This window comes from Armatimonadota bacterium (genome assembly GCA_035527535.1).
Lineage (GTDB): Bacteria > Armatimonadota > Hebobacteria.
Map to the genome: position 1 here is coordinate 1 of DATLAK010000175.1, position 20552 is coordinate 20552.

20 protein-coding genes and 1 other RNA gene are annotated in these 20552 nt (G+C 68.7%); 15 read left to right on the forward strand and 6 right to left on the reverse strand.

What is annotated here, in order from left to right:
• The first annotated feature begins 424 nt into the window (after nt 1-424).
• Nucleotides 425-694 carry a hypothetical protein gene (locus VM221_12435; protein ID HUT75627.1) on the forward strand — a complete coding sequence of 90 codons (270 nt, stop codon included), beginning with the start codon at nt 425-427 and terminating at the stop codon, nt 692-694.
• Between the two features lie 190 nt (nt 695-884).
• On the opposite strand, the gene rplT is transcribed toward VM221_12435, so the two are convergent.
• From rplT to VM221_12455, 4 genes are all read right to left on the reverse strand, one after another.
• Nucleotides 885-1253: a 50S ribosomal protein L20 gene (gene rplT / locus VM221_12440; protein ID HUT75628.1), complete on the reverse strand. Its 369-nt coding sequence runs from the start codon at nt 1251-1253 to the stop codon at nt 885-887.
• 144 nt (nt 1254-1397) lie between these two features.
• A complete protein-coding gene (gene rpmI, locus VM221_12445) occupies nt 1398-1601 on the reverse strand; it encodes a 50S ribosomal protein L35 (protein HUT75629.1) in 204 nt (67 codons plus the stop codon).
• 97 nt (nt 1602-1698) lie between these two features.
• Complete coding sequence (infC, locus tag VM221_12450; protein ID HUT75630.1) at nt 1699-2259, reverse strand: translation initiation factor IF-3; 561 nt, start codon at nt 2257-2259, stop codon at nt 1699-1701.
• A 236-nt stretch (nt 2260-2495) separates the two neighbouring features.
• Complete coding sequence (locus VM221_12455) at nt 2496-3779, reverse strand: FAD-dependent oxidoreductase (protein ID HUT75631.1); 1284 nt, start codon at nt 3777-3779, stop codon at nt 2496-2498.
• A 481-nt stretch (nt 3780-4260) separates the two neighbouring features.
• On the opposite strand from VM221_12455, the gene VM221_12460 reads away from it, so the two are divergent.
• Nucleotides 4261-4521 carry a zinc ribbon domain-containing protein gene (locus tag VM221_12460; GenBank protein HUT75632.1) on the forward strand — a complete coding sequence of 87 codons (261 nt, stop codon included), beginning with the start codon at nt 4261-4263 and terminating at the stop codon, nt 4519-4521.
• A 144-nt stretch (nt 4522-4665) separates the two neighbouring features.
• Here the strand turns inward: VM221_12460 and ssrS are convergent.
• A non-coding RNA gene (gene ssrS, locus VM221_12465) (6S RNA) lies at nt 4666-4854 on the reverse strand.
• A gap of 541 nt (nt 4855-5395) precedes the next feature.
• On the opposite strand from ssrS, the gene VM221_12470 reads away from it, so the two are divergent.
• From VM221_12470 to VM221_12525, 12 genes are all read left to right on the forward strand, one after another.
• Entirely contained in the window at nt 5396-6886 is a 1491-nt protein-coding gene (locus VM221_12470) for a hypothetical protein (protein ID HUT75633.1), read from the forward strand.
• Nucleotides 6887-6951: 65 nt separating this feature from the next.
• On the forward strand, nt 6952-8115 hold the full coding sequence (locus tag VM221_12475) for a Gfo/Idh/MocA family oxidoreductase (GenBank protein HUT75634.1): 1164 nt from the start codon (nt 6952-6954) through the stop codon (nt 8113-8115).
• Nucleotides 8099-9169, forward strand: a complete 1071-nt coding sequence (locus VM221_12480; GenBank protein HUT75635.1) for a glycoside hydrolase family 130 protein — start codon at nt 8099-8101, stop codon at nt 9167-9169. Before VM221_12475 ends, VM221_12480 begins: the two co-directional genes overlap by 17 nt.
• A 171-nt stretch (nt 9170-9340) precedes the next feature.
• On the forward strand, nt 9341-10996 hold the full coding sequence (locus VM221_12485; GenBank protein ID HUT75636.1) for a PQQ-binding-like beta-propeller repeat protein: 1656 nt from the start codon (nt 9341-9343) through the stop codon (nt 10994-10996).
• Between the two features lie 245 nt (nt 10997-11241).
• The gene (gene argC, locus VM221_12490; protein ID HUT75637.1) at nt 11242-12315 is read left to right on the forward strand and encodes an N-acetyl-gamma-glutamyl-phosphate reductase; all 1074 of its coding nucleotides are present in this window, start codon (nt 11242-11244) and stop codon (nt 12313-12315) included.
• Nucleotides 12316-12368: 53 nt separating this feature from the next.
• Entirely contained in the window at nt 12369-13613 is a 1245-nt protein-coding gene (argJ, locus tag VM221_12495) for a bifunctional glutamate N-acetyltransferase/amino-acid acetyltransferase ArgJ (GenBank protein ID HUT75638.1), read from the forward strand.
• A gap of 13 nt (nt 13614-13626) precedes the next feature.
• Nucleotides 13627-14484 carry an acetylglutamate kinase gene (gene argB / locus VM221_12500; GenBank protein ID HUT75639.1) on the forward strand — a complete coding sequence of 286 codons (858 nt, stop codon included), beginning with the start codon at nt 13627-13629 and terminating at the stop codon, nt 14482-14484.
• A gap of 61 nt (nt 14485-14545) precedes the next feature.
• Nucleotides 14546-15754 carry an aspartate aminotransferase family protein gene (locus VM221_12505; protein HUT75640.1) on the forward strand — a complete coding sequence of 403 codons (1209 nt, stop codon included), beginning with the start codon at nt 14546-14548 and terminating at the stop codon, nt 15752-15754.
• A gap of 15 nt (nt 15755-15769) precedes the next feature.
• Complete coding sequence (locus VM221_12510; protein HUT75641.1) at nt 15770-16123, forward strand: hypothetical protein; 354 nt, start codon at nt 15770-15772, stop codon at nt 16121-16123.
• A 223-nt stretch (nt 16124-16346) separates the two neighbouring features.
• Nucleotides 16347-17549: an argininosuccinate synthase gene (locus tag VM221_12515; protein HUT75642.1), complete on the forward strand. Its 1203-nt coding sequence runs from the start codon at nt 16347-16349 to the stop codon at nt 17547-17549.
• Nucleotides 17550-17747: 198 nt separating this feature from the next.
• The gene (locus VM221_12520) at nt 17748-18395 is read left to right on the forward strand and encodes a histidine phosphatase family protein (GenBank protein HUT75643.1); all 648 of its coding nucleotides are present in this window, start codon (nt 17748-17750) and stop codon (nt 18393-18395) included.
• Nucleotides 18379-18939 carry a cob(I)yrinic acid a,c-diamide adenosyltransferase gene (locus VM221_12525; protein HUT75644.1) on the forward strand — a complete coding sequence of 187 codons (561 nt, stop codon included), beginning with the start codon at nt 18379-18381 and terminating at the stop codon, nt 18937-18939. Before VM221_12520 ends, VM221_12525 begins: the two co-directional genes overlap by 17 nt.
• Nucleotides 18940-19192: 253 nt before the next feature.
• Here VM221_12525 and VM221_12530 read toward each other — a convergent pair whose 3' ends face one another.
• Nucleotides 19193-20308: a GNAT family N-acetyltransferase gene (locus VM221_12530; GenBank protein HUT75645.1), complete on the reverse strand. Its 1116-nt coding sequence runs from the start codon at nt 20306-20308 to the stop codon at nt 19193-19195.
• Between VM221_12530 and VM221_12535 the strand changes: the two genes are divergently transcribed.
• Entirely contained in the window at nt 20301-20462 is a 162-nt protein-coding gene (locus VM221_12535) for a hypothetical protein (protein HUT75646.1), read from the forward strand. The two genes, VM221_12530 and VM221_12535, sit on opposite strands and share 8 nt — an antisense overlap.
• Nucleotides 20463-20552 lie beyond the last annotated feature (90 nt).

A 20552-nucleotide genomic window follows, 5' to 3' on the forward strand; every position in this document is an offset into this window, starting at 1 on the left:
TGAATTGATGGGTGTTCTTCGGGGTCGCACCGGGCGCGACACAGGTAGGGGCAAGGCATGCCTTGCCCCTACGGGCGGCTTCGCGCGATTGACATCGCGCGCCCAAGGAATCCCTCGAAACATGGTTGACGGAGCACTAGCCACCGCCACGGCGGTCGTAATGCGACCTAGCCGCCGGCCTCGATCCAGTCGGGGCTCAGGGGCGAAACTCGGTCATACCCGAGGCCGGGGACTGGGGGCTGCGGTGTTCGCGACGGTGCATGATCCCCGGGTCACGCAGCGCGCGGTGCCCGAGCATTCGGTACCCGCCATGCGCCATCCTGCACCCGCGGTTGGGCGCCCATGGCAAGAGGAATCCCGGCCGGTGGGCAGAAATGTGTTTGTGCGGCGTAGAGTTGACCAAGTCAAGGGAGGGCAGCTAGTCATGGGAAAGGCGCTCATTATCCTGTTGGGCATCATCTTCCTCGTGCTCGGCATCGTGCTCATCGTCACCTGGTGGGACGAGGCCAAGTACGTGATCGGCACCGCCATCGCCCTGACCCTGGTGCTGATCGGCCTGGGCATGCTCGCTTTCGGCATTAGCGAGATCCGCAGCGCGCAGGAGGAGCAGCGGCTGGCTGCCGAGGCCGAAGCCACTCCGCCTCCGCCGCCGGTAGCGCCCGGTGCCAGCAGCACCAAAGAGAAAGAAAGCTAGGTCGCACCGGCCGACCGCCCGCAGATGGGAGTTGACTTGAGGCGGGAACGCCGGGCGCGGCGTCGCGTCACAGGTGGGTCGGCTGAGGCCCAGGTCGCGGTTGCGGCGTGAACGCGAACGACGAGCACAGCCACCAGCGGTGGCTGTGCTGCTTGTTTGGGCCGATGGCGGCGGGGGCGGCGGTAGCGGCTCAGGAGGCGGGCGCAGTCGCGTGCGCGCGGGCGAGCTTGGCCAGCTCGGCGAACGCCGTGTCGTCCCGCACCGCAAGGTCGGCGAGCGTCTTGCGATCGATCCCGACCCCCGCCTTGCGCAGCCCCTCGGCGAAGCGGCTGTAGGTCAGGCCATGGCTGCGCGCGGCGGCGTTGATGCGGGCGATCCATAGGCGCCGGAAGTCGCGTTTGCGCTGCCGGCGGTCGCGATAGGCGTAGGCCAGCGCGCGCATCGTGGTTTCCTTGGCGGGGCGGATCCAGCGATGGCGCGCCCCCCAGTAGCCCTTGGCTTGCTGGCGGATCTTATTATGGCGCCGATGGGCGGCGACTTGTTTTCGCGCTCGAGGCATGGTGGTCTCCCGTCTGCTCCTCGTCTCGCAGTTTCATCACCCTGGGCGCCGGCCTCTCCCGCAGCGGGAAGGGGCAGGGCCGGGGTGCGGCGATCGCTCAATCACGCTCCTGGTGAGGGAGGCGCCGGTGCGGGGTGCGTGCGCCTACTTGGCGTGGTAGGGCAGCATGCGCTCAATGCGCTTGGCGTCACCGCCGACGAACTCCAGCGGGCGCCCCAGCCGACGCTTGCGCGCGGCGCTCTTGCGCGTCAGCAGGTGGCTCCGGTGCGTATGGCGCCCGATAATCTTGCCGCCGGCGGTGACCCGAAAGCGCTTCGCGGCGGACTTGTGAGTGCGCATCTTGGGCATCAATCTACCTCCACCAACCTTGGCGCCGCCCCAGACAGCGACCGCGGCCGTCGCAAGCGGCGACCGCGGCAGATGATACTGCGGGTGCGCCCGGTCGTCAGGGCGCTTCGGTGCGTACTGCTTGGTCGGCCTTTGCGACGGTCCCGGCGGCGGGCTTCTCCACCTTCTCCATTTTGGGGGCAATGACCATGGTCATCATGCGCCCCTCCATTCCCGCCGACTTCTCGACCTGGCCGAGATCGCCAACCGCCTCCGCGAGCCGGTTGAGGACGCGATGCCCGAACTCCGGATGGGTGAACTCGCGACTGCGAAACCGCAGGTCGAGCTTGACCTTGTCGCCATCGGTCAGCAGTCGCCGCAGGAGCTTGAGCTTGACGTTGAAGTCATGCTCCTCGATGCGCGGGCGTAACCGGATTGCCCGCACTTCCACCATCTTTTGTTTCTTGCGGGACTCGCGGTCGCGCTTGCTCCGGGCGTACTTGAACTTCCCAAAGTCCATGATGCGGCAGACCGGTGGGTCCGCGGCCGGCGCCACCTCGATCAGGTCCAATCCCTTGTCCGCCGCTGTCTGCAGCGCCTCGCGCGTGGAGACGACCCCCAACTGCGCCCCGTTCTCGTCCACCACCCGCACCTGCGGAACGCGGATCGCCTGGTTCACCCGAAGCTCTCGCCTGTCGATTGTGCCCTTACCTCTGGGTGCCGGAAATCCGCTCCATCCGCCACCAGTCGCTCCGGCCAACCACGGTCGCGAGTATAGCAAATCATGCGGTCGGTGTCAAACGCGTTCGCCCCTGAGAGTTACCTACTTACGGAGCTCCGCGATGCGGGTAGTAAGGTGACAGAGAAGCGAAGCTTGTCGGTTCGGCGGCGCTTTGTCGGCGGAGATTCGATGGCTCAGTCAAAGGAGAGTTGGAGATTCTGACCCTGACCGCGCAGGACGGGCCGAATCGCCGCCGGATCCGCCTGCCGCGGCTGCCACTTCTCCCGAACACACCAGGCGGCTGCCACGCCGGCCGCCTGGCCGATGCTGGCCACAATGGGCTGGACACGATAAGCGCTCATCGCAAGGTGCGACCCGCTGATGCACTTCCCGGCGAGCAGAAGGCCATCCACACCCTTGGGCACTAGCGCGCGGTATGGTATGCCGTAGCCGGGGAGACGGCCCTCGTCCAACCCGGGATAGTCATCGCTCCAGATGTCGAGCGGGTAGTCACCTATGGCAATCGTGTCGTCGGGAAGCTTACCGGACCGGAGGTCGTTTTCAGTCACGACGTGCTCCCCAAGGATGCGATTCGATTCCCGGACACCGATCCGCGGCGCCAGGTGGATCGCGAACCCGTTCTCACGCAGCAGCGCGTGATCGCGATCCATCTCTTGAAGCGCCTCCGTCTGGGTTGCTCCAAGCTCGATTGGGTCGCGCGTATCCTTGCAGTCGGTTCTGCATCCCCAGTGCAGGTAGATGCCGGGGTTTGCCCTCATTGCCGCTTCCGGATTCCCGGGGAACGACTGGTTGGAGCCCAACACCAGCACCAAACGCGAAGCCTCCAGCTTGCTCATGTCGAACGGCTTCGGCGCGCCGAGATGCTGGCTGACGTACATCCACGTGCACGCTTGCACCACCTCGTCCGCCTCGGCAACGGCGTGGGGCTCGCTGAAGTCCTCCTTCGAATCGCGTCCGTACATGGCGGTGCAGCCAGCCGCCAGTGCGAGCGCGCCGGTCCCGGTCGCATCTATGAAGACCCGGCCACGGAGGTCAAGTCGGCAACCATGTGCGCCCTCAACAGCCACGCCGATGATAACGAGTCGCCCGTCGGCCTCAGCCACCTCGCAGCCAATGACGCGGGCGCCAACGAGAACCGTGAGGCGAGGCTCCCGGGCGATCAACTCCCGCCAGACCCGTTGGTGGCTCTCGGGCAGAAACCACTCGCCGGCGACGACACCTGGCAGAATGCTGTAGCGCTCCCGCAGCATGGCATGGGCTTGCGCGAGAACGCCCGTGATCGGCCCGCCACAGAGCATGGACACATACATATCAACGGCCGCGCCGCCGATTACGGGATGTTCCTCAAGCAGCAGCACCGTCGCTCCGGCGCGAGCCGCGCCCAGCGCGGCAGGGATTCCTGACGCGCCCGCTCCAACAACCACGACATCGGCTGTCATCTCGCTTATTGCACTCACCCGCGTCTCTCCTGCGCTATTATGTTTCGCCAAACCAAGTAACCGCGACATGCGGCCGGAAGACGCTCGCACGGGCGGGAGCGCCAATTCCCGCATCACTTCATTGTGCGAGCGTCAATGGGGTCAGCTGGCAAGCTGCGTCAGAGCCTATCAGGCGCCGCTCTGCTGCGAGCTTCTCGCATTCCGGTTGTCACCGTAAGGCAGAAACCTCCTTCAGGCTATGCTTCGGCCGTTCTCGGAAAAGGGGGCTGTCCCCAACGCTGTTCTTTTCGGGTGTGACCGCGAAAGGTTGAGGCCACCCTGGGCGCGTAGTCTCCGGACCGCACGGATGTGGGGGCAAGGCATGCCTTGCCCTTACGAGGTCGCGCCCGGGTGTGCGCCCAGCCATCCCAACGAGAAACGGTCGCCCCCTCCTTTTCCCCTGCCTTGACACCCCCTGTGACCGACGCTTACAATGGGGCACCATCGGAGGGGCGCTGCCATGGAGCCATGGATGATACTCTTCCTTACCGTGTTCGTCCTGCTCGTGTCCGCCTTTGTCGGGCTGTTGATCGGCACCACCAAGGGGCACACGCCCCTGGTCAGCGCGCTCGCCGGCATCCTCCTGCTGCCGCTGGGATGGGTGCTGCTGTGGATCATCCCCTCGGGCAAGCTGCGCAAGTGCCCCCACTGTGCGGAGATCATCAAGGACGAGGCCACCGTCTGCCGCTTCTGCGGGCGCGACATCCCGCCGAAGTATTGAGCGTCATTCACCGCGGAGACCGCCGGGGTCGCAGAGAGACTTAACCTCGGATGGACGCCTCCGCATCTGTGCTCCCCCTGGTTCAACACGAGGTCCCAAACGCCAACCGGCTCCTCCGATCTCATCGGGGGAGCCGGTCAATTAAGAAACCCCGCATGTGCCGTGTGTCTCTCCGTTTTTGAACCCGCCTAAGCAGGTGGGTGCTCTCGCCGACCGCTTCGCGATTCTCCCCGCTGTGCGGGAAGCTGCCACTCGGCGCCCGGACTCAAGCTCCCAGTTTTTGAGTGTTGGCTCAAAACTTCTGATGACAAGTCACGTGCACCGCAGGGTTTCTTTCTCGCTTATTCCATGAGCATCCTAGCATATCCACCACCGCATGACAAGACGTATCCGCCCCGGTGGTGTCAACTTGTGTGGGTGAACTGCCAGCGCAGGGATTGGGTGCAGCGTCAGTCGGTGTGGTCGATAACGGCGTAGCGGGTGCGGTCGCCGCTGCGTGGGGTGGGTCCTTCGACTTCGCTAGGACAAGTTCTCCTGACCGACCCGCATGTTAGGGCAGGCTCTCAGCCTACCCAAGTCGCAGGCCAGGAGCCAATGCCACACCGTTCGGACGGGCCGGTCTGGAGGACTTGCCCTGAGCTTGCCGAAGGGCTCGGGGTGACATCACTCGTTGGGTGAACCACGCTCGGAATGCATCATCTCGGTCTGATGTTCTGTGCGGTGGGGCGCTACTGCTGGCGCACGGTGGACCGCACGGAATCACCACCGCCTGTGGCATCGCCACCACCACCGGCAAAGGATACCAAGCCCCGAGGGTGGAAGCCATCTGCGTCAGCGGATCGCATCAGCTTGCTGACCATCGGAGGTGGACGCAGTGAATCTACACCTGATCGACGCTTTGTGCATCATACCGGCCCTCTTGGTCCTGGGGGTGCCCGCGCATGGGGCGGGCACCAGAAGCGACCTCGACGCTGACGGCATGCTGATGGTCAACGGTCAGCGCATGCTGGTGCTGGGGTGCTACGAGCGGCCGAAAACCGACGAGGGGCTGGCCGAACTCGCGGCCGCCGGCTTCAACCTGGTGTACTCCAAGCCGACCACGGAGGCGCTCGACCAGTTGGCGGCTCACAACCTGTGGGGATGGGTCAACCTGGGCGGCAATCTCAATCTGTCCACGGCGGGCGACAAGCGCAGCCAGGCATTGACCGCGACCGTAAACGCGCTGCGCGGGCACCCGGCGCTGCTGGTGTGGGAAGGCCCGGACGAAGCGCTGTGGAACATCTTCCATGACGTCAAGGCGCGGGAGCGGACCGAGTATCGGCACCTGCGGGACGCAGTGGCGAAGCGCAAGGCCGAGGCCGGGGGCCAGGATTCGTCGGCGCTGGACGGCGCCTGGGCCAGGTTCGATGCGGCGCACGCCGAGGCCGACTATGAGCGCGAGGCGCCGGCGCGTCAGGAGCTGTACGCCCAGCTTGGCGAGCAAGCGCCGCCGGCGCCCTACGGCATGGCGGAGGCGCCCGCGCTCGCCCAGGTCGCGGCCGAGGGCTTTCGACAGGGTTACTATCTGCTCAAGCGGCTGGACGCCGACCACCCGCTGTGGTTCAACCACGCCCCGCGCAACAGCGTTGCCGCCCTTGCTGAGTTCAACCGCGCCTGCGACATCTGCGGCTGCGACATCTACCCGGTTCCCCCCGACGTGATCGGCCACAGCGACCTGCGCGACCGGTCGTTGGCGGCGGTGGGCAGCTACACCGAGCGCATGAAGCTGGCGGGCCAGGGCCGGCCCGTGTGGATGGTGCTGCAGGGCTGCGGGTGGTATGACCTGGACTCGCCGGAGAGCCAGAAGGCGCACCCGGAGCAGCGCGAAACCGGCCGCCGGCCGACCTACGACGAGACGCGGTTCATGGCCTACTGCGCGCTGGTTCACGGCGCGACCGGGATCCTCTATTTCGGCACCTTCTCCATCGAGGACGATTGCGAGCTGTGGACCAGCATCAAGCGCACGGTGGGCGAACTCGCCGCGCTGCGACCCGTCTGGGAGGCGCCGACCCTCGCCTGGCGCCCGCAGGCCGAGCTGGTTGAATGCGGGAGCTCCGGCGACCACGGGCTGTGGGTGATGCCCAAGAAGTACGCGGGCGATCTCTACCTGCTGGTGGTGAACGAAGAACGCGAGCCGCGCGTGTTCTCCCTGCGCGGCATGGAGGCCTACGAGGGGAAGTCCTTCCATCGGCTGTTTGAGGGAGACACGGTGACCGTCAGCGACGGCGCCCTGTCCGGCTCGATTCGCGCCTACGGGGTGAGCATCTACGCCGGCGGCTCCGCCTTCGACGCCCGCGCCGCCGACCTGCGCGCCCGCCAGAAATAGCGTCGGTACGGCATGGCCGAGCGCAGTCGAGCCCAGGGCGGCAGTCCGCAGGGGGCGCAGGAACCATGATCAACGCCGGTGGGGGCGCCAGTGATGCGCGCCCGTGGCGGTACGGGCTTATCGGCTGCGGCCGCTTCGGTTCGTTCTGCCTGGAGCGCCTGCGCGGCTGGCCGCGAGCGCGCCCGGTGGCGGCGGCTGACGCCGTCGCCGCGGCGGCGGCGGCGGCGGCGCGCGAATTCGACCTCACCGCCTGCGCCACCCCCGAGGAGCTGCTGGCGCGGTCGGATCTGGACCTGGTGCTGATTTCGACCCCTCCCCACACCCACTATCCCCTGACGCTGCAGGCGCTGGCGGCCGGCAAGCACGTCATCTGCGAGAAGCCGCTGGCGCTGACGCTGGGGCAGGCCGACGAGATGATCGCGGCGGCGGCGGCGGCCGGACGCCTGCTCGTCGTCAACCACATGCTGAGGTACAACCCGCTGCTGGAGATAGTGCGGCGGATCATCGCGAGCCGCGCGCTGGGAGCGCCGCTGCATTTCCTGTTCGAGAACTATGCGGAGGATGAGCGCCTGCCCGCGAACCACTGGTTTTGGGATCGCCGCCAGAGCGGGGGCATCTTCATCGAGCACGCGGTGCACTTCTTCGACCTCTACCGGTGGTGGTTGGGCGAGGGCGAGGTGCTGGCGGCCCACGTCGAGCGCCGGCCCGGAGGACGCCAGGAGGACCGGGCCGGGTGCGCGGTGCGCCACCCCGGTGGGGTCGTCGGCCAGCAGTACCACGGGTTCGATCAGCCGGTGCGCCTGGATCGCGCCGACCACCGCATAGTCCTGGAGCGCGGGGAGCTGGTGGTGCGAGGTTGGATCCCGGTCGAGCTGCAGGTCAACGGCATCGTGGACGAGGAGCAGCAGGCGCGCCTGGTCGAGCTCGGCGGCGATGCCGAGCTGGAAATGATCGAACGTTATGCGGGCCCGCAGCAGTTGTGCCGCGGGCGCGGTCACGGGTATCGCGTCACCGCCCGCGTCAGCCTGCGCCGGCGGCTCAGCGACGACAAGGGAGCAATCTACGGGGACATGATCAGGTCTTTCTTCGCCGACCAACTGTCGGCGTTGGAGCGGCCCGACCACCGCCCGCGCCTGCGCGTCGAGGACGCCCGCGAGGCGCTGCGAATGGCGGTGGAGGCCGCCGGGATGGCCGGACTCGCGGGGGGCGACGATGATACTGCGCGCTGAGCGTTTCGCCGAGAATCCGCTGATCTCGCCGGGCCAGGTGCGCCCCTCCCGCGAGGGATGGGAGGTCGTCTCGACGATGAATGCGGGGGCCATCGTTTGCGGCGGCGAGGTGCTGCTGCTGGTGCGCGTGGCGGAGCGCCCGCGCCCGGAGACGCCCGGTGAGCTGGTCGCCCCCATGCTGGACGCGGGCGTTGACCCTCCGACCCTGCGCCTGCTGCGGGTGCGTAAGGACGATCCCGATCTCGTCGGGGGCGATCCGCGCTTGTTCACCTACCGCGGGCAGACCTATCTGACCTCGATCTCCCACCTGCGGCTCGCCCGCAGCCCGGACCGACGCCACTTCACCGTCGCCGACCAGCCCGCCCTCGCCCCCGCGACCTGGTACGAAGCCTACGGCGTGGAGGACCCCCGCATCACCGCGCTCGCGGGACGCTACCTGGTGAGCTACACCGCGGTCAGCGAGCATGGCATCGCCACCGCGCTGGCCGCGACGGCGGACTTCGAGAGCTTCGCGCGGCGGGGGCTGATCTTCCCCCCCGAGAACCGCGATGTCACCATCTTCCCCGAAAAGGTCAACGGTCGCTACGTCTGCCACCACCGGCCGGTGGGTCATCACATTCGCGCGCTGGACCTGTGGGCGGCCTATTCCCCCGACCTGCGGCACTGGGGCGACCACGCCCTGGTCATGAGCCGCCGCCCGGATTGCTGGGACTCGGAGCGCATCGGCGGCGGGGCGGTGCCCCTGCGCACCGAGCGCGGATGGCTGGCGATCTACCACGGGGCGGACGCGGCGCAGCGCTACTCGCTGGGGGCCGTCCTGTGCGATCTGGAGCGCCCGGAGCGGGTGCTGGCGCGCACCGTTGAGCCGCTGCTGCAACCGCAGGCGCCCTACGAGGTCGAGGGCTTTTTCGGCAACGTGGTCTTTACCTGCGGGGCGATCGTGCAGGGGGAGGCGCTGGTCATCTACTATGGAGCGGCGGACCAGTACGTGTGCGGGGCCTCGCTGTCATTGGCCGAGTTACTGGAGGCGCTCAGTGCGTCTCCAGCCACCTGAGCGCACTGGCGGCGGCGCCGGCGGCCAGCGGGACACCGGGCGGGGCGCTTCCTCGGAGCCGGGGGGCTCGGTCGGCCAGCTCGGTCGGCCGGGACTGCTTGTCTGCACGCGGCACGTATGCTATACTCAGGCGCATAACCTGCAATACCGCAGCCTGCGGGGAGGCAGCCCATGCGCGCGAAGGGGTCGTTCATGCTGGATCGCGTACTGCGCACAGCAGCAGTGGTGGTGACTGCGGCCTTGGCGGCGGCGACCGCCGCGCCCGCTCGCAGCGCCGATTGGCCGATGTACCGCAATGGGCCGCAGCGCTTGAACCACAGCGCCGAAGCCTTCACTCCGCCCTTGAGCCTGGTGTGGAAGTTCACGACCGAGGCCTCCAGACGGCGCGTGCCCCCGGTGATCGCGGGCGACCGGGTATTTGTCGCCGCCGGGTCCACCGTGTATGGGCTCGACCTCGCTACCGGCGCGCAGTTGTGGCGGTATGATGCCGGGTCCACCGTCTTGGGCGCTCCCAGCTACGCCGAGGGCAAGGTCTTCCTCGGCGCTGACAACGGCAAGGTCATTGCGCTGAGTGCGGCGGACGGCACGGAGGCGTGGGCGGTGGCGATGGCGCGCTTTGTGCGGGCGGCGCCGGTGGTGGCGGACGGGGTGGTGTATGCGGCGTCGCTCGATCAGCGCGTGACGGCGATTGATGCCGAAACCGGGGCACAGCGATGGACGGTGCGGTTGACCGACGAGGTATGGGGGGCGCCCGCGGTGCAGGGCGACCTGCTGGTCGTCACCACCGCGGACGCGCAGGTGTTCGGCCTCGATACGGATGACGGGCGCACGCGCATCCGGTTCACCGTCCCCCGCCGCCGCGCGCTGATGCATTCCGCGGTGGTGACCGATGACGCCATCTATGTCGCGGGCCGGGCCGAGTTGCGGGCGCTGAGCCTGCGCGGCACCCAGAGATGGGCGCTCGACGTGAGTTCCTTCGTGGCGGGCGCTCCGGCCTTCGCCGATGGGCGCCTCTACCTGGCGCTGGTGGACGGCCGGGTGCTGGCGGTGGACACGCAGAAGGGGGCAGTGCTGTGGACCTTCGACTTCCACACCCCGATGTCGGCCGCGCCCACGGTGGTGGGCGATGTGGTCATAATGGGTGCCGTCGGCGGGACCGTGTACGCGGTGGATGCCGCGACCGGAACGCCGCGCTGGCGCTACCTGGCGCGGCCGCCGGGCCTGGCGGCGGGGGTGGACGCAGCCTTCGACCTGGTGGCGCCGGCGGTCTTCGCCAATGGTTCGCTGTACGTGGTGTGGGATGACGGAACCTTGGCGCGGTTCGATACTCAGGGCTCGGACCCGGCCCCGCCGACGATCGCGATGCTGACCCCGGCCGATAGCCAAGTCACCGGCGTCAGCGTGCCGAAGACGATTGGCGCCCAGGTGTTCGACGAGGAGAGCGGTCTCGACCTGGCCAGCCTCGAAATGACGCTCGACGGGGCCAAGGTCGAGGCCGACTATGATCCTTACACCGGGTACTTCACCCACGGCGTCGGCGAGGACGCGGGCGCGGTTGCGCTGCCCTCGGGATGGCATGTGGTGACCGTTAGCGCACGCGACCAGCGCGGTAATGTCGCGTCCAGGCTGTGGCGGTTCGAGGCGGTGCCCGGGGGCGAAGCAACGGAGATCGCACCCAGCTTCTACCAGCCGGCGCTCACCACCCCCGGCGCGCTCCCGCAGGCGCCGGGCTCCACACCCTATTCGCCTACGTACGCTCCCTTCGGGGCCGCGTCCCCTTCCGCGGGACCGACGCCTCCGCTGCCGGCATACCGGCTCATGCGGTAGCACCGACCCGGCGCGGCCTGCCGGCGGGTGTGACTGTCTGTAATTGAGGGGGCCGAGGCACACAGCTGGAGGCGGCACCTCGATTCCTCGGGGTGCATCGGGCGCGCCCGCCCCCAACTTCTCGCGGTCCCACCCCCACAAATGGTTTGTGTTGTCCCACGCGGCGCGGATGTAGTATAATGACGCGCCGGCGCTAGCCGCCGGCCTTAGTCGCCAAGCGTGAATCCCCGTCGCCAGGTTGGTGCTTGCGGCGCCTGCGACGGCGCACCGGCTCGGTCATGATCAAAGTGGCGATAGCAGGAGCGACGGGCTACGGCGGGGTGGAGCTGGTGCGGCTGCTCAAGCGCCACCCGCGGGTCGAGCTCGTCCACCTCACCTCCGAGAGCTATGCCGGCAAGACGCTGGAACAGGTGTATCCCCACTTGCGCGGCGTCGCCCTCGAATTGCAGCCGCTCGATGCGGAGAGCCTGGCGGCGCAGGCCGAGTTCGTGTTCCTGGCGCTGCCCGCGGGCAAGGCGATGGAGTTGGCGCCGAAGTTGCTGGCGCGGGGCCAGCGCGTGATTGACCTGAGCGCGGACTTCCGCTTGCGCGACCCGGCGGCCTATCCGCGCTGGTACGGCATGGAGCATTCGCACCCCGAGCTGCTGGTGGAGGCGGTCTATGGTTTGCCCGAGCTGCACCGCCCCGAGATGCGCGAGGCGCGGCTGGTCGCGGCGCCGGGGTGCTACCCCACGGGGGCGATTCTGGCCCTGGCGCCGCTGGTCAACGCCGGCTTGGTCAACGCCGGCCATATGATCGTGGATTCCAAGTCCGGGGTCTCAGGCGCCGGGCGCACCGCGCTCGAGCTGGCTTTTCACTACCCCGAGGCCAACGAGAACGTCGCCGCCTACAAGGTAGCGAATCACCGCCACACGCCGGAGATGGAACAGGAGCTGTCGGCGCTGGCCGGCGTCGCCGTCACCGTCACCTTCGCGCCCCACCTGGTGCCGATGACGCGCGGCATCGCCACCACCGCCTATGCGCCGCTGCGGGCAACGGGCAGCGCGGGCGATCTGATCGCGGAGATGCGGCGCTTCTACGCGCGCGAGCCGTTCGTGCAGGTGCTCGATGAGCAGACCTATCCGCACACCCGGCAGACCGCAGGCGGCAATCTCTGCCAGGTTACCGCGCGGGTGGACGAGCGCGCGGGCACGGCGGTCGCCCTGTCGGCGATAGACAACCTGGGCAAGGGGCTGTCCGGCACCTGCGTCCAGTGCTTCAATGTCATGTGCGGCTTCGACGAGGACACCGCCATCGCCGAGCCGGGGCCGTATCCGTAGGGCAGGACCATCCCCTGTGGCACAGCCGCCCTCGGCTGTGCGCGGAGCCATCTGTGACTGAAGACAGCCACGAACACGACGAAGTCAGCGCCCTGCTGTGGCACGCGCTCGAGGGGCAAGGCGTCACCGCCGCCGAGGGCTTCCGCGCGTCGGGGGTCGCCTGCGGCCTCAAGCCCAGCGGCGACGCGGACCTGGCGCTGGTTGCCGGCGACCGCCCCTGCACTGCGGCGGGCGTTTTCACCACCAACCAGTTCAAGGCCGCGCCGGTCTTGCTCAACCAGGCGCGGGTCGCCTGCGGGCGCGCGCAGGCGGTGGTCATCAACAGCGGCAACGCCAACGCCTGCACCGGCGAGCAGGGCCGCCGGGATGCCGAGGAAATGGGTGCCATCGCGGCGCGCGAGCTGGGGATCGCGGAGCAACTGGTGCTGGTCGCATCAACCGGAGTCATCGGTCGCCCGCTGCCCATGGAGGCGCTGCGCGCCGGGATTCCCGCCGCCCGCGCGGCGCTCAGTCCCGACGGCGGCGCGGCGGCGGCGCGCGCCATCATGACCACCGATACGCGCCCCAAGGAGCTGGCGCTGGAGATGGAAATCGAGGGGCGCACGGTGCGCGTCGGCGCCATGGCCAAGGGCGCGGCGATGATCGGGCCCTGCCTGGCGACCATGATCTGCGTCATCACCACCGACGCCGACATCGGCGCGCGGGAGCTCGACCTGGCGCTGCGGTGGGCGGTGGATCGCTCCTTCAACTGCATCACCGTTGACGGCGACATGAGCACCAACGACACGGTGCTGGCGCTCGCCAGCGGCGCCTCCGGGGCCAAGGTGCGACAGGAGGGGGACCGCCGCAAGTTCGAGCGCGCGCTCGATTTCATCACCGCGCGGCTGGCGCGCGCCATGGTCGCCGACGGCGAGGGCGCGACCAAGACCATCCAGGTGCGGGTCTCGGGTGTCACCGAGTACGAACAGGCGCGGCGGATCGCCATGGCGGTCGCCAACTCGCCGCTGGTCAAGACCGCGATCTACGGCGCCGACCCCAACTGGGGGCGCATCCTGGCGGCGGCGGGGGCGGCGGGCGTGGAGTTCGATCCGGGGAAGGTCGAGCTATTGTTGGCCGGCATCCCGGTGGTGGGCGCGGGCGCCATGCTGCCGTTTGACGAAGCGCGCGCCCATGCGGCGCTGCAGCAGAAGGAGGTCGTGATTGATCTCGACCTGCGCGCCGGCCCGCAGTCGGCGACGGTGTGGACTTGCGACCTGACCGAGGAATACGTGCGCGTCAATGCCCACTACACCACGTGATCGCGGGGCCATGATGGAAAACCTGCAACAGCGAGCCAACACGCTGATCGAGGCGCTGCCCTATCTGCGCGAGTTCTGGGGCGCGACCATGGTCATCAAATACGGCGGCGCGGCGATGACCGAGCCGGCGCTCAAGGCTATGGTCTTGCAGGACGTGGTGCTGCTGCGCTACGTGGGGATGAGCCCGGTGCTGGTGCACGGCGGCGGCCCGGAGATCAGCGACCTAATGCGCCGGCTGGGCAAGGAGCCGGCCTTCGTGCGCGGCCTGCGCGTCACCGATGAGGAGACCATGGCCATCGCCGAGATGGTGCTGGTGGGACGCATCAACCAGGACCTGGTGGCGGCGGTCAATGCCGCCGGCGGCAAGGCGGTGGGGATGTCGGGCACGCACGGGCGCATGCTCAAGGTCACCAAGCAGACCGGCGAGGTGGACCTCGGGTTCGTCGGCAGCATCCAGGAGGTGGACCCGACTCTCATCCGCACCGTCAGCGCGCAGGGCTACATTCCCCTGATTGCGCCCATCGGCGTCGGCGCGGACGGCCGCACCTATAATATCAACGCCGACCACGCCGCGGGCAAGCTCGCGGGCGCGCTGGGGGCGACCAAGCTCATCGTCCTCAGCGACGTGGCGGGCATCCTGGCCGATGTCAAGGATGAGGGCTCGCTGGTGTCCTCCCTGACCGCCGAGCGCGCGCGGGCCATGATCGCAAGCGGGCAGGTCGAATCGGGGATGATCCCCAAGGTCGAGGCCTGCCTCGATGCGCTGGCGGCGGGCGTGCTGCGCTGCCACATCATTGACGGGCGCGCCCCCCATGCCCTGCTGATGGAGATCTTCACCGACGTCGGCATCGGCACCATGGTTGTGCCGTAGCGCATCCACGTGGCACAGCCGCCCTCGGCTGTGTCCCTCCCACGGTATGAGGAATGCATCCATGAACTACGACCAAGCCCGCGCCATCGAATCCCGGAACATGTTCGCGGTTTACGAGAAGATCCGCCAGCCCATGGTCATGGCGCGCGGCGAGGGCGCGTATGTCTGGGACACGCAGGGCAATCGCTACCTCGATCTCGTCAGCGGCGGCCGCGCGGTGACGGCGCTGGGGCATTGTCCGCCGGCGGTGGTCGAGGCGGTGCGCGAGCAGGCGGGGCGGCTCCTCCACATGTCCAATGACTACTTCACCGAGCCGCAGATGGAGCTGGCGCGCCTGCTGGGCGAAGTCTGCGTCTGTCCGCGCGTTTTCTTCTGCAACAGCGGCGCCGAGGCCAACGAGGCCGCGATCAAGCTCGCGCGCAAGCACGCGCGCACCCACCACGGCCCCGACCAGTTCGAGATCGTGACCATGCTCGGCTCCTTCCACGGCCGCACCATGGCGACGCTGGCGGCGACCGGGCAGCCCAAGTACCAGGCGGAGTTCGCGCCCCTCGTCCCCGGCTTCAAGCACGTCGAGTTCAACCACACCGCGGCGCTCGAGCAGGCGGTGAACGAGCGCACCTGCGCGGTGATGCTGGAGCCGGTGCTGGGGGAGAGCGGGGTCTATCCCGCGACCGCGGCATTCATGCGCGCCTGTCGCGGGGCGTGCGACCGCGTCGGCGCGCTGCTCATCCTCGACGAAGTCCAGACCGGTCTCGGGCGCACCGGCAAGCTATTCGCTTACGAGCACTACGACGTGCGCCCCGATGTGATAACGCTGGCCAAGGCGCTCGGCAGCGGCATGCCCATCGGCGCGATGCTGGCGACGGACGAGGCGGCGACGGCGTTCGCGCCGTCGGACCACGCCTCCAGTTTCGGCGGCGGGGCGCTGGCGGCGGCGGCGGCGCTGGCGGGGGTGAGAACCATCATTGATCAGAGGATAGCGGACAACGCGGCGAGGATCGGCGCGCGCCTGCTCGCGGGGTTGCAGAATCTCGCGGCGAAGTATCCGGTCATTACCGCCGTGCGCGGGATAGGCATGATGCTCGCCGCGGATCTCGCGCAGCCGGTGGCGGCGGAGGTGCGGGCGGCGTGCCTGCGGCGCAGCGTGCTGATCCAGGTCGTGGGCGACTCAATGCTGCGCTTCATCCCGCCGCTCATCCTCGCCGCCGAGCAGGCGGACGCCGGGCTGGCGGCGCTCGACGAGGCGTTAGGTGAGGTCGCGGGATAGTCACACGGACCTGTCATGTCCGATACCATCGTTATGATCGCCGTTGTCTTCGCGGTGCTGCTCCTGATCAGCTTCATGCTGGTGGTGCGGCTGCAGTCCGGGGGCGCGTCGCGCGCGGCGGCGAATTTGCTCATCGCCGAGCTGTGGCTGACCTTCGGGGTGATCGTCGCGCTGCTCGTGGCTATATCGAAGACACTGGGCCCGCCGGCGGCGGTCGGCCTGATGGGCGGCGGATTGCGCGACATCGGCGCCAGGTTCGTCGCGCTGAGCGCCGAATCCCAATGGCTGGTCGGCATTGGCGGCGTAATGGCCATCGGCCTGCTGGCGCACCTCATGTATGCCATCAATCGCGCCACCAGATGCAGTTGAACCGCGGAGCGGATACGGAAACAGATCATTACTGCTTTTCTCTGCGTTCTCAGCATCGGGTGTGACCGCGGAAAGTTGGGATCGGTCGCGAGAACCTGTAGGGGCGCACGGCGTGCGCCGCCTTCACAGCCGGGGGCGGCTGTGCCACATTCGGGCACATAACCGGTCACCCCAACCAAGAACGGTCACACCCTCAGCGGCTCTGCGGTGAAAGGAGTTGACTATGCCCAAAGTCGCACTCGCATACTCCGGCGGTCTCGACACCTCCGTCGCCGTCCGCTGGCTGCAGGAGCAGCGCGGCTTCGATGTCATCGCCGTCGCCGTAGATGTCGGTGAGCAGCGGGACTATGAAGCGATCCGGCGCAAGGCGCTCGACATCGGCGCCGTCGAATCGTTGGTCATAGACGCCAAGGAGGAGTTCGCGCGCGACTTCGCTTTTCGCGGGCTCAAGGCGAATGCGCTCTACGAGGGCAAGTACCCCGTCGCCACCGCCATGGCGCGGCCGCTGATCGCCAAGCTGGTGGGGGCGGCGGCGCGGCAGCATGGCGCGCGGGCGGTGGCCCATGGCTGCACCGGCAAGGGCAACGACCAGGTGCGCTTCGACGTCACCTTCGGCGTGCTCAACCCCGAGCTGGAGATCATCGCCCCCTTCCGCGAGTGGCGGGTCAGCCGCGAGGAGGAGATGGATTGGGCGCGCGAGCGCGGGGTGCCGGTGCCGACGGATAAGCGGAAACCCTACAGCACCGACGTCAACCTGTGGGGTCGCAGCATCGAGTGCGGCGTGCTCGAGGACCCGTGGCAGGAGCCGCCGGCCGAGGTCTATGAATGGACGCGCGCGCCGCAAGCCGCTCCCGCCGATCCCGCCTACGTCGAGATCGCTTTCGAGCAGGGATCTCCCGTGTCCCTTGACGGGCGCGCGCTTTCTCCGGCGGCGCTCATCGCCGAGCTCAACGCGCTCGCGGGCGAGCACGGCGTCGGGCGCATTGACATGATCGAGAACCGCCTGGTAGGTTTCAAGTCGCGGGAGATCTACGAATGCCCCGCCGCCACCGTGCTCCTCGCCGCGCACCGCGACCTGGAGGCGATGACGGTCGAGCGCGAGCTGGCGCACTACAAGCAGTTGCTGGAGTTGAAGTACGCCGAGCTCATTTACTACGGCCTGTGGTATTCGCCGCTGCGGCGCGCGCTCGACGCCTTCATTGACGCCACCCAGGAGCGCGTCACCGGGGTCGTGCGCATGAAGCTGCAGCGCGGCGCCTGCGCCCCCGTCGGCCGCAAGTCGCCGCACTCGCTTTACAGCTACGAGCTGGCGACCTATGACAAGGCCGACCGGTTCGATTCCTCCCTGGCCCGGGGTTTCGTGCAACTGTGGGGGCTGCCGGCGCGGGTCGCCGCCGCCGCCGAGCGCAAGGCCAAGGGAGAATAGCCGCAGCCGCGCCGCAACAATCGTAGGGGCGCAATTCAGAAGCTGTCTCGTAATCCCCGGAAACGGGTCGGGATGGAACCCGACCCCTACGGTCCACGCGCACGGTCGTAGGGGTCGGCCTCCTGGCCGACCCGGCACCTGCAATTGTGGGACAGCTTCTTCACCGCGCCCTCCGCCACCGGCAGACGGGGAGATCGCGTGACTACCACGACCCTCATCCTGGCGCGCCACGGCCAGACCGATCACAACCTGCACCAGCGCTACCAGGGGCAGTCGGATGTGCCCATGAACGACACGGGCAGAGCGCAAGTCCGGGCCGCGGCGCGGCATCTCGCCGGCGTGCAGGCGGCCGCCATCTATACCAGCGATCTGACGCGCTGCCGCGAGACGGCGAACATCATCGGCGCGGCCCTCGGCCTCGAACCAGTCATCGTTCCCGCGCTGCGCGAGCGCAGCTTCGGCCGGCTCGAAGGCCTGACGCATGAGGAAGCCGCTGCCCGGTTCCCCGAGTCCTGGGCGCAGCGGCTGCGCGCCCGCGACGACAGCGAGGGCTGGATCCCCCCCGCCGGGGAATCGCTGGCGGACATGTGGGGCCGCGTTCTGGATTCTGTCCGCCCGCTGTGGGAGCGACACGAAGGCCAGACGTTCATTATCGCCGCCCATGCCGGCCCGCTGAAGACGATCATCTGCGAAGCGCTGGGCGCGGGCGTGGAAACGCGCTCCGCCTTCGTCGCGGCCAACGGTTCGATCAGCGTCGTCACGCAGGAGGCGACGAGGCCGGCGGTATCGCTGCTGAACGAGACCTGCCACCTGAAGGGGTTGCCCGCGGATGCCGAAGCTGACTGAGGGCTTAGTGCAGGTCTATACCGGCGACGGCAAGGGCAAGTCAACCGCCGCCTGGGGGCAGGCGCTGCGGGCGGTGGGGCAGGGCCTGCGCGTGTGCTTCATCATGTTCCTCAAGGGCGAGGCGGACACCGGAGAGATGCGCGCAGCGATGCGCCTGGCGCCCGAGCTGACGGTGCGCCATTTCGGCGCCAGCCGTGCGGAGCTGGCGGCGCGGGGCGCGGGGCGGTGGTGGGAGGCGGGATACACCGACGACGACCGGCGCCTGGTGCGCGAGGGATTCGAGTTCGCCCGCGCGGCCGTCACCGGCGGCGAGTATGATCTGGTGGTGCTGGATGAAGCGAACGTGGCGATGGACGCAGGGCTGCTCGAGGTGAGGGAGGTGTTGGCGCTGTTGGATGAGCGGCCCCGCCACGTCGAGGTGGTGCTGACCGGCCGCGCCGCGCCCGCGCCGATGCTGGAGGCGGCGGACCTGGTGACCGAGATGTGCGAGATCAAACATCCGTTTCGAGAGGGTCACTCCGCCCGCCGCGGGATCGAGTATTGACCCGTGCGAAGCTGATCTGGTTGGCGGGCGAGACGCCCGCCCCACCATGTGGCCGCCGCCTGCTCCTCGCGTGCGAGGACGGCGCGTGCACCGGCCTCAAGCACGCCCTGGAGGACCGGTACCGTCTGATCGAGATGCTGCCGGGGGACCTGCTGATCGCGGCCGAACGCGAGCGGTCCGCCTCACCGCCGCCCTGCGCCGGGCGTGACCAAGCGCCCCCCCGTGCCGCGGGATCCAGTGCCGACCGCCAGCGTCAGAAGCGGTCGGCGTGGCAGATGTGCGCCGCGCCCGGCGGGAACAGAGCCTCCAGCAGTTGCACCGGCCCGCCGCGCAGGGACGCCCCACCCCACGCCAGCGCATCCGCGGCGCTGCGGTAGCCGAAGATGAGCTGCGTCAGCAGCGCCTGTCCGATGTCAAGCGCAGCGTCGGGCGCGACCCGAGGCTTCGGGGTCTCGCCCAGGGTGAGCGCGCCCGGCTCGATGTGCAAAGTCACGGCGCCGATGTCGGTGGCGACTTCCAGCCGGCCGCTCCAGTTGACGCAGCTCGCGCGCAGACGCCGCGTCAGCTCCGGGGCCAGGCGGGAAAAGCACCCCCGCAGGCTGATGATGCGTCCCATGGCGCCCCCGGCGCGCACGTAGTGCGTCGAGACCTGGCAGGTGTACTGCCTGCACCACTCGACAAATGGATGATCGAGCGGCGCTTGCACGTGGATCTGCTCCGCCTTGGCCCGGCGCGCCTGGCGCGCCGCCGCCGCCAGCAGCGCGCTGAAGACCTCCGGCTGGCGGTAGCCGACTTCGATGATGACCGGCTCGCCGGGCTCCCGGTCAAGCGCGACATAGCCCAATAGTCGCCGGCGCTGGAACGCCCCATACACATTGACGCGCCGGTCCGGGCGGCTGCCGCGGATGAACCCCGGCCACTTGCCTGCCCGCCGCACCACCGCTCCGGTACGCAAAGCGTTGTTGCGCCGGTACAGCTCCAGCGTCAGCTCCATCTCGTCCCGACGCAGACGCCGCACTGCGAGCGTCGCCGGGGCCCGGGCGGCCTCCTTGGTCGCCAGCGTCACCCGCGTCGAGCCGCAGATCGGCGCATACCCCCAGCGCGGGTAGAAGTCGGAGATGCCGAACAGCACCGCCAGGTCGTACTCTTGCCGGCGCATGAACACCAGCGCGCGCTCCAAGACCTGGCGCGCGAAGCCGCGGCGGCGGTGCGACTCCTTGGTCTGGACGTCAGCGATGCCGGCCGTACGCAGCCTGGCGGTGCCGATGTGCATGCGCAGATCGCAGATGCACAGGCTGCTGACCGGCTCGCCGCCCAGCATGTAGCGCACTTCATGCCCGCGGTCGCAAGGACGGATCTCAATGCTCACTGACGATTCTCCGGCGCCCCTACGGGGGCGGTACCAGGGGAAACGGAGATTCGGCGGGGCGTTCCGCGCCACCTGCCGCGGCGTGGCTGTGGCGCGGCTGCGAAGGCGGCTGGAGAGCCACCGCCCGCTGGCGACGGACGGGCAGCGGGTGTGACCGCGGGGGCCTTGGGTTCAGATGAATGCGCTCCTCTCCGCCTCGGAGAGAGAGGCGAGGTGTGTTCCGCCGCCCTTTACCCTCACCTCA